The following is a 9,323-nucleotide window of genomic DNA, read 5'->3' on the forward strand; positions in this document are numbered from 1 at the left end:
CAGTTGCCGGTCGGAAAGCGGGCAGCGAAGGTCGAACGCCGCAGCGGACCTACGACGGTCCTCCCGGGCTGTCGGGTCTTGAGCCCCTCCCCGATTGGCTGTCTTCCCCGTCCGCACCGGTGATAGACCCGAGAGGGGAGCTCGAACTTTGGGCCGCTGAACCGCCCTGCACTGGCCCGAGGGGAGGAATTCGGGTGATTACTACTTGCGAGTGGACCGTTGAAACGAGTAATGGCTAGATGTCGAATTCCGTCGGAAAGCCGGTCCATCGGAGTGTTACCGGCAGGTGCGCCATGTCGTTGAAGCGGACCAGCGTCGGCGGACGGTCGGGCCGGTACAGGATCGTGGTCAGGGCGCAGTTGCCATGGTTGAGCCCGAGCCATCGATGGTCCGGGCATGACGGGAGTCCGACACAGGCGCACCATCGGCCGGTGCGGCCCTGACCCGAGTCGCGTTCGTCGACGAGCGCCGGCAACGGCTGCTGGCTAAGCTGCGACCGTGCGGAGGATCAGGCTGCTGGTGATTGTCCTGATGGTCGCTGGCCTGGTTGCCTGCACGCGAGGGCCAGTGGTGCTGCCGGTGCCGGTTCCATCGCCGTCCCGACCCGTCCCGATTGACATCGTCCTGTTCCTTCGCAACGACGTCACGGGACCACAGAAACAGGAAGTCGAGGCGAGGCTGCGGGCGCTTCCGAGCGTGACCCGGTTTACCTTCGAAACTCGGGAGCAGGCCTACGAACGGTTCAAGGAAACGTTCAAGGACGCGCCGGAGTTGGTCGCATCGGTCAGACCCGAGGACCTCCCCGAGGCGTTCAAGGTCACGTTGGCCGACCGTACCGCCGCCGAGCCGGTCCTTGCCGAGCTGCGGCAGTTGCCAGGCGTCGCGGAAGTGACCGCGCCACCGACGGTGACGCCGTCCACAACCCGCTGACCCGGCCCGCTGCCGCCTCCCCCGTCCTGCGCTACCCGCGTACGTTGTCGTCGGCGGGCGTGGGCAGTAGGACGCCGGGGTTGAGCACACCGGCCGGGTCCAGAGCGGACTTGATCCGACGCAGGACGTCGATCTCCTCGGCGGAGCGGGAGAGTGACAGCCACTCCGCCTTCGCCCGGCCCACCCCGTGCTCCGAGCTGATGCTGCCGCGCCGCTGCGCGACCTGCCGCAGCACCACGTCCGTGACCTGCTCGGCGTGCTCGCCCGCGTCCAGCACGTTCACGTGCAGGTTGCCCTCGCCGAGGTGGCCGAAGAGAATCGTCCGGGCGCCCGGGGCGACCGCTTCGACGGTCTCGGACAGGACCGCGACCAGTCCGGACAACTCCCGCAGGGGTACGCAGATGTCGAGCTTGGTCGGTACGCCGGCCGTGTTGATCGCCTCGGTGTGGGTCTCCCGGTACGCCCACAGCCGCGCCCGACCAGCCACGTCGGAGGCGACCGTGGCATCCTCGACCGCCGCACACTCGCCCAGCATGTCGAGCAACTCGTCGGTCGGGTCGGTGTGCCCGGCACACTCCAGCAGCACGTACGCCGGGTACTCGGCGTCGAAGGGTGCCGGCAGCCGGCCGTACGAGCGGACCAGTTCCATGCCCTCGGGGTAGCAGATCTCGGCGGCGGCGAGCGTGCTCAGGCGACCCCGTGCGGCGGCGAGCAGGGTGAGCGCGGCGTCGGTGCCGTCGACCGCCACCAGGGCGACCGCCCGTGCGGGCAGCAGCGGCACCAGGCGCAGCCGTACCCGGGTGATGATCGCGAGGGTGCCTTCGCTGCCGGCGAGCAACTGGGTCAGGTCGTACCCGGTGTTGTCCTTGGCGAGTCCGGCGAGCCGGGTGATCACGGTGCCGTCGGGCAGCACCGCCTCCAGGCCGGTGAGCTGGTCGCGCATGCTGCCGTAGCGCAGCACCCGGATGCCACCGGCGTTGGTCGCGACCATGCCGCCGATGGTCGCGGACGACCGGGCCGCCAGGTCGACACCGACGTCCAGCCCGGCCGGCCGGGCATGCGCCTGGAGTTTCTCCAGGGTGACTCCGGCGCCGACGGTGACCTGGCCCTCGATCTCGTCGACCGGCTCCAGGGCGGTCAGCCGGGTGAGGCTGACCAGCACCTCGCCTCCGGCCGGGACACCGCCGCCGACCAGCCCGGTGTTACCGCCCTGGACCACCATCGGTACGCCGGCCGTGGCGCAGGCCCGCACCACGGCGGCCACCTCGGCGGTGTCGGCCGGGCGGACCACGCAGCGGGCGCTGCCGGTGAACCGCCGGGTCCAGTCGGTCTCGTACGCGTCCCGCAGGTCCGGGTCGACCAGCAGGTGCGCCGTACCGACGATCGCCCGCAACTCCTCTTCGAGGTCGCTCACGACAGCTCCCGGAGGCGGATCGTCTGGCTCATCGCGCGCAGTTGCAGGACCACGTCCTCGGTGTAGCCGGCGCCGAGGTCGGTGAGCAGGTAGCCGTACTCGCCCCGGGTGGCGAGCAGTTGCCCCTCGATGTTGACCGCGTGCTCGGCCAGGATGCTGTTGACCTGGGCCAGTACGCCGGGCGTGTTGTGGTGGGTGTGCGCGATCCGGTGCGTTCCCGTCGCCTTGGGAAGTTGGATGGCAGGCAGGTTCACGCTCAGCGTGGTGTTGCCCTCGGTGACGAACTGGGCCAGCTTGTTCGCCACGAAGCCGCCGATGTCGGCCTGCGCCTCCTCAGTCGAGCCGCCGATGTGCGGGGTGAGGATGACGTTCGGCAGGCCGCGCAGCTCGGAGGTGAACTCGTCGCCGCGACCCTTGGGTTCGTTCGGGAAGACGTCGATGCCGGCGCCGGCCAGGTGCCCGCTGACCAGGTTGTCGCGGAGCGCCGCGTAGTCGATGACGAAGCCCCGGGAGAGGTTGAGGAAGAGGCTGCGCGGACGCATCCGGGCGAACTGCTCCTCGCCGAAGAAGCCGCTGTTACCCGGCCGGCCGTCGACGTGCAGGGTCACCGTCTCGGCGACCTCCAGCAGTTCGTTCAGGCTGTCACAGCGCTTCGCGTTGCCGAGGGCGAGTTTGTCGGCGGTGTCGTAGAAGTAGACCTGCATGCCGAGGTTCTCGGCGAGTACGGAGAGCTGGGCGCCGATGTTGCCGTACCCGACGATACCGAGGGTCCGGCCGCGGACCTCGTGGCTGCCGTTGGCGGCCTTGTCCCAGACGCCCGCGTGCATGCCGGCGTTCTTCTCGGGCAGCCGTCGGGCCAGCATGATGATCTCGGCCAGCGCCAGTTCGACCACGCTGCGGGTGTTGGAGAACGGAGCGTTGAAGGCGGCGATGCCGGCCGCGGACGCGGTGGCCAGGTCGATCTGGTCGGTGCCGATGCAGAAGGCACCGACTCCGACGAGCTGCGGTGCGGCGGCCAGCACCCGGGCGGTGACCTGGGTCTTGGAGCGGATGCCGAGCAGGTGCACGCCCTCGATCCGGGCGATCAGCTCGTCCTCGTCCAGCGCGTTACGCAGTGATTCGACGAGAAATCCCTCGGACTCCAGCCGGGTGACCGCGTCGGGGTGAATGTTCTCCAGCAGCAGGACGCGTGTCTTCCCCTGGTCGATCATGATCTTGTTCCGTCCGTTGCGGTCCGTTGCGTTGATCGGCGGCGAGCGCGCCATAGAGCCCGGCCAGAGGCCTAGGTTAGTCCAGCCCGGGACTGATCTTTCGGGTCCTCCGCTCCGTCCCGACCTTTGGGTCACCGACGTCCGGTTTTTCGATGCCGCCGGCGCCCTCGCGCCCGGCCGGGCCGGGTGTGGCCAGCGAAGGGACCCGGTGGCCGGTGGTCGAAGCGGAGGCGACACTCCGTACCGGCCCGATCCATGATGGACCGGCGCGCCGGAAGAAGGGCGTGAGCTGCCTATCATCGAGTCGTGTCCGGTGACCCGCCACCCGCCGCGCAGGTACCGGGGACCCGCGTGCCCGAACCGGCCGAGCGGGGACGGGCCGGGCACTTCATCGTCTGGGGCGACAACCCGCTCGCCCGCCGGCTGGTCGCCGAACTGATGGACACCTACCACGCCCCGGTCACGGTGATCGTCGGGTCGATGTCCGCCGGACAGGCGCCGGAGATCGCCGGGCTGCGCCCGGAGAACGACGACCCCGCGTTGCGCCCGGTCGTCGTCGTCGCGCCCCGACTCAACCAGGAGGTCCTCCGGTACGCCGGAGTCGATCGGGCCGCCGCCCTGGCGCTGGTCGGCCGGGACGACATCGACAACGTCGACGCCGCCATGATGGCGCGCGAGGTCAGTCCGACCGTCCGGATCGTGGTACGGATCTTCAACCCGATCCTCGGCGAAGGTGTCGCCGCGATGCTCGGCGACTGCGACGTACTCTCCGGTTCGGAGATCGCCGCCCCGGCATTCGTGGCGGCCGCGCTCGGCGACGACACGCCCCGCTACGTGCGGCTCCCGGACGAACTGCTGATGGCGGTCAACCGCGAACGGATCACCGATCCGGACGACATCCTCTGCGGGCTCGCGGTCACCGGCGGCGGAACCGACCCGGTCACGCTGCCGGAGCCCGACGACACGGCCGACCTCGTCCTCGCCCGGGTGACCGGACGCCGGCCACGGCCCGTTCCGCGTCGTCGCCGCCGCCCGTTGCGCACCACCCGGCTGCTGCTCGACCGCAAACTACGACTCGCCCTCGGCACGGTGGCCGGGCTCCTGCTCACCGGCACCCTGACCCTGAGTGTGCTGCGTGACCTCAGCTTCTGGCAGGCGGTCTACCTGACCGCCGTCACCACCCTCGGCGGGGCCGACGCAGACCTCGAGGGCTCCGCCGCCGAACAGGCGGTGCAACTCGTCCTGGTCCTCGCCGGGGTGGCGCTGATCCCGGCCGTCACCGTGCTGCTGGTCGGCCTGGTGGTCAACGTACGGCTGGCGCTCGCCGCCGGTGAACTCACCGAGCCGATCACGAACCACGTGGTCGTGGTCGGCCTCGGCAACATCGGCACCAGGGTGATCGAGGAACTGCACGCACTCGGGATCGGGGTCGTCGCGGTCGACCGGGCCGCCGACGCCCGGGGCGTCCAGGTCGCCCGGGACCTCGGCATCCCGGTGCTGGTCCGGAACGCCAACAGTGCCGAGACGCTGCGGGCGGCCTCGGTGCAGACGTGCCGGGCGCTGGTGGTCCTCTGTCGTGACGACGTGACCAACCTGGAGACCGCCCTGCTCGCCCGATCCGTGCACCGGGCCGCCCAGGAAGCGGCCGGGTCGACGAGCGCGGAGGGACGAGCGCCGCTACGGGTGGTGCTGCGCCTCTTCGACGAGGAGTTCGCCGGACGGATCAAACGCTCCTTCGGCATCGACATCTCCCGGAGCGTCTCCTACCTCGCCGCGCCGGCGTTCGCCGCCGCGCTGCTCGGTCGCGGGGTGATCGACACCGTCTCGGTGGGACGGCGGGTGCTGCTCATCGCCGAGATCCCGGTCGGCGCCGGTTCCGCGATCGAGGGCGAGTTCTGCCCCGAGATCAGCCGGCCGCACGAGGTACGGGTCATCGCCGTCCGCACCGGTCGGATCGGCCAGACGCTCTGGTCCGTGCCGGACCGCCGGCCGTTGGTCCGTACCGACCGGTTACTGGTGGTCGCCACCCGGGCCGGGCTGGCCGCGCTGCTCGCCCGTGCCGCGCCCTCGGCCGACCCGCCGCCGTTGGTGGAGCCGCGCCCGCTGCCGCTGCTCGCCCAGCCCCGGCCGAAACCGTCCTGACCAGGGCCGCGCCGCGCGGAGATCCAGTCGGGGCCGGAGCGGCGCAGCCGTTGTCACATGGTCACCCGGCGTTAACGTGATGGCCGCTGCCTGGCCTTTCGGTTGCCAGAGGCTGACCCGGCCCGACGTAGCCGGAGGAGGACAGCCGTGGCCCTGCTCAGCTTGATCGTCCCGGTCTACCGGGTCGAGGAGTACCTCGCGGAGTGTCTCGACTCGCTCCTCGGCCAGTCGTTCACCGACTTCGAGGTGATCGCGGTCGATGACGCGTCCCCCGATGGCTCCGGCGAGATCCTCTCCGCGTACGCCGAGCGGGACAGCCGGATCAAGGTGGTGACCCTGCCCCGCAACGTCGGGCTCGGTGCCGCCCGCAACACCGGCCTGCAACATGCCACCGGCCGCTACGTCTGGTGCGTCGACAGCGACGACTGGCTGCCGCCGGGCACGCTCGAGGCGGTCGCCGCCCGGATCGAGCAGACCACGCCGGACCTCCTGGTGACCGGTTACGCCCGGGTCTACTGGGACGGCCGGGTCGAGGACCACCCGGTGAGCGCCGTGCACCAGGGGCGCGAGGTGCCGGAGACTTTCACCTTCGCGGAGCAGCCGGGCCTGCTCAACCACCTCTGGATCGCCTGCAACAAGGTGATCCGGCGGGACTTCCTGGTCGAGACGGGTCTCACCTTCGGCCCCGGCTGGTACGAGGACGTGGCGTTCGTCCTGCCGCTGATGCTGGCGTCCGGACGGATCAGCCTGCTCGACCGCGACTGCTACGGCTACCGCCAGCGGCAGCAGGGTGCGATCACCCGGACCGTCAGCGATCGCCACTTCGAGGTCTTCGACCAGTGGGACCGGGTCTTCGAGTTCATGAACTCCCGCCCCGGCGAGTTCGCCACCCTGCGCCCGGTGATCTTCCAGCGGATGATCTGGCACTGCCTCCAGGTCCTCGGGCACGCGAGCCGGGTGCCGGGACCGATGCGCCGCACCTTCTTCGCCCGGATCAGCGCGCAGTACCGCCGGCACCTGCCGTCCGGGGGTGCGCCGGTGGCCGCCGGCAACGACGGGATGAAGCAGCGGCTGGTCGCGCTCGGCGCGTACCAGCTCTTCGAACTGCTCATGAGCGCCTGGCAGATTCGGCAGCGGTTGGCCGGACGCCGGCCGCAAGCGGGAGCGCCCATCCCGCGTAGAGTGGTGCAACGGTCACCGATCAAAACAGGATGAGGCATGCCGAAAGCCACAACTGAATCGTCCGGCGCACACCCGGGCGGTACGTGGCGACTGGTCAACGGCCCGCGGCCGGCACTCAGCGAACGGGTGGGCCGCCTGGTCGGCCTGCGGGTGCTGAGGTTCCCGGGATCGCGTGGCGTGCTGGTCGTCGCCGGCACCATGGACCGGTTGCACGAGCTGCTGCCGCAACCCCGGGCGCTCACGCCGACCAGCCGCGCCCGGATCGTCGTCGCCTACTGGCGTCGGCCACGCAAGGCATGGTCCGGACGGATCGGCCCGGTCGACTACCTGATCCGGCAGCGGGTGGCCCTGCCCCGGCTCGGGCGCGGTACCGCGACCGTCCGGCTCCGGCTCAGTGAGCCGCTCCCACTGCGGGAGGTCCTGCGCGGGGCGGTGCACGCCCTCGCCCCGACCCTGCCGCTGCCCGCCCCGGTCAGCGCGAACCTGACCAGCCAGGGTGGGACGACGGCGTACCTGCCGACCCAGCTCGGCGCGGCCGTGGTGACCGACGCGCTGCCGCTGAGCACCGACATCCGGGCACACGACATCGTGTTGCGCCACCCCGGCGTGACAGCGGCGGACGGCCCGGTCGACGAACGCCCGTACGCGGTCGCGGTGCCGACCGGCCGGCACGGCGCACAGACTCCCGGCGGCGAGTCCGTGGTGCTGGTCGACGCCCGGCGGATCAACCCTCGGGGGCGCCGGGGCGGCTCCTACCGGCCCGAGGCGGGCACGGTCCGGCTCGACCTGGAACCGACCGGTCGCCCCGCCCGTCGCCCCCGTGCCGAGTCCGACCGCCGCCCGCTGGGCGGCCCCGGTCTGGACGCCACGACTCTGGCCACCCTCCGTCAGGTGAGCTTGGTCGAGTGCCCGCCGTTGACCGACGAGCGACCGTTCGACACCGCCGCGCTCCTGGTCCAGTTGGCGATGACCGGAGCGGTGCTGCGCGTGCCGGCGTTGCCACCCCGGGTGGCGGAACTGCTCGCACCCGAACTGCGCGCCGTGCTCGCCACCGCGCCACCGGTCGACGACCCGCTCGCGCTGGAGGCGCGCAGCGTACGGCAGCGCCGGGCGGCGATGCGCGGCCACGCGGCCGGGTTCGCCCTGCCCCGGGTGGCGGCGGACGCGCTGCCGGAGCTGAACCGCCCGCCGTCGGTGAGCGCGATCCTGGCAACCCGGCGACCGGAGATGCTCGCCGGCGCGGTACGCGCGATGATCGACCAGACCTACCCCGAGCTGGAGATCATCCTCTGCCTGCACGGCATCGACCTGCCCACCGAGGTGGCGACGATGCTCACCGGGTCCGGCCGCCCGTACGAGATCGTGCGCGTGGCCGGGACGACCGGTTTCGGTGCGGCGCTCGGCGAGGCGACCCGGCGGGCCCGGGGCAGTCTCGTGACCAAGTTCGACGACGACGACAGTTACGGCACCGAGCACGTCTGGGACCTGGTGCTCGCCCGGCACTACTCCGGTGCGACGCTGGTCGGCAAGGGCACCGAGTTCGTCTTCCTGGAGACCCTCGGGGTCACCGTCCGTCGCCCGTCCGGGGTGCCCGAATCCAACGGCGAGATGGTCGCCGGCGGCACGATGCTGCTGGCCAAGGGCGACCTCGAGGCGGTCGGCGGATGGCGCCCGGTGCCGCGATCGGTCGACTACGGCGTGATCGAGCGACTCCGGCGCGACGGTGCGGTGATCTACCGGACCCACCCGCTCGGCTACATCTACCACCGGCGGGAGTCGGGACACACCTGGGACCCGGGGCAGCAGTACTTCCTCGACACGGCGTTCGCCCGTTGGCCGGGCATCCCCACCGAGGCGTTCGCCAACCCGGTCGCCGAGGGGACGGGCCCGGTGCCGGAACCCCTCGGCGCGCCGCTGGAGGTGGCCGGGCCGGGGCAGCTTGGCGGGTGAAGCCGAACTTCGCGACGTAGGCGGGGGGCGTTGAACCTTTGGCTCACCGTCCCCGGATCACCAGTGGTAGGCCAGGCTCACAGCCAGTGCGGCCACCGCAGTGGAGAAGAACACCGCCCATCCCACGAGCTGACGGGAACCCACTCGCAGGTGCGCGAAGAGCGCGCCGACGAAGTACAGCACGAGTCCAACGGCGGCGAGTGTCCCCAGCAGTGGCACGGCGAACCCGGCCAGCAGCCCCAGAGAGCCTGCCGCCAGCAGCATGCCAAGCACCGGTACCCACGACCGTGGCACCCGCTTCATGTCCGCCTGGGCCTTCGGATAGTCATGGCCGATCAGGTAGGTGACGGCGGCGATCCCGTTGAAGACCGAGGCAAGGATGGTAACCGTGACGTAGGTGGCGAACATGGTCCTCCTCTTGGGTTGTGCTTCAAGGACGAGCCGGCCGTACGGGCTGTGACGCGCCCTGTTGTGACCTGAGACACAGGCGAGGG

Annotated in this window: 7 protein-coding genes; 4 read left to right on the forward strand and 3 right to left on the reverse strand. The window is 71.1% G+C overall.

Annotation, left to right across the window (positions count from 1 at the left end):
- Nucleotides 1–519 precede the first annotated feature (519 nt).
- Nucleotides 520–930 carry a permease-like cell division protein FtsX gene (locus BDK92_RS33920; RefSeq protein ID WP_147457211.1) on the forward strand — a complete coding sequence of 137 codons (411 nt, stop codon included), beginning with the start codon at nt 520–522 and terminating at the stop codon, nt 928–930.
- Between the two features lie 31 nt (nt 931–961).
- Here BDK92_RS33920 and BDK92_RS33925 read toward each other — a convergent pair whose 3' ends face one another.
- Together BDK92_RS33925 and serA are read right to left on the reverse strand one after the other, a co-directional pair.
- Complete coding sequence (locus BDK92_RS33925; protein ID WP_121160410.1) at nt 962–2,344, reverse strand: FAD-binding oxidoreductase; 1,383 nt, start codon at nt 2,342–2,344, stop codon at nt 962–964.
- Nucleotides 2,341–3,555 (reverse strand): phosphoglycerate dehydrogenase, encoded by a 1,215-nt coding sequence (gene serA / locus BDK92_RS33930; RefSeq protein ID WP_121162827.1) that lies wholly within the window; start codon nt 3,553–3,555, stop codon nt 2,341–2,343. The genes BDK92_RS33925 and serA overlap by 4 nt, the downstream gene beginning before the upstream one ends.
- A gap of 306 nt (nt 3,556–3,861) precedes the next feature.
- Here serA and BDK92_RS33935 point away from each other — a divergent pair, with 306 nt between their 5' ends.
- The 3 genes from BDK92_RS33935 to BDK92_RS33945 all read left to right on the forward strand — a co-directional run bounded on the left by BDK92_RS33935 (nt 3,862) and on the right by BDK92_RS33945 (nt 8,829).
- Complete coding sequence (locus tag BDK92_RS33935; RefSeq protein ID WP_121160411.1) at nt 3,862–5,697, forward strand: potassium channel protein; 1,836 nt, start codon at nt 3,862–3,864, stop codon at nt 5,695–5,697.
- A gap of 147 nt (nt 5,698–5,844) precedes the next feature.
- The gene (locus tag BDK92_RS33940; protein WP_170208791.1) at nt 5,845–6,912 is read left to right on the forward strand and encodes a glycosyltransferase family 2 protein; all 1,068 of its coding nucleotides are present in this window, start codon (nt 5,845–5,847) and stop codon (nt 6,910–6,912) included.
- Between the two features lie 3 nt (nt 6,913–6,915).
- On the forward strand, nt 6,916–8,829 hold the full coding sequence (locus BDK92_RS33945) for a glycosyltransferase family 2 protein (protein ID WP_121160413.1): 1,914 nt from the start codon (nt 6,916–6,918) through the stop codon (nt 8,827–8,829).
- A 57-nt stretch (nt 8,830–8,886) separates the two neighbouring features.
- Here BDK92_RS33945 and BDK92_RS33950 read toward each other — a convergent pair whose 3' ends face one another.
- Nucleotides 8,887–9,237, reverse strand: coding sequence for a DoxX family protein (locus tag BDK92_RS33950; RefSeq protein WP_121160414.1), 351 nt, complete (start codon nt 9,235–9,237; stop codon nt 8,887–8,889).
- Nucleotides 9,238–9,323: the final 86 nt, after the last annotated feature.

The sequence above is a fragment of the Micromonospora pisi genome, assembly GCF_003633685.1.
Lineage (GTDB): Bacteria > Actinomycetota > Actinomycetes > Mycobacteriales > Micromonosporaceae > Micromonospora_G > Micromonospora_G pisi.

Coding starts and splice junctions, on each gene's coding strand:
- BDK92_RS33950 (WP_121160414.1), bottom strand. CDS start 9,237: ATGTTCGCCACCTACGTCACGGTTACCATCCTTGCCTCGGTCTTCAAC.
- BDK92_RS33945 (WP_121160413.1), top strand. CDS start 6,916: ATGCCGAAAGCCACAACTGAATCGTCCGGCGCACACCCGGGCGGTACG.
- serA (WP_121162827.1), bottom strand. CDS start 3,555: ATGATCGACCAGGGGAAGACACGCGTCCTGCTGCTGGAGAACATTCAC.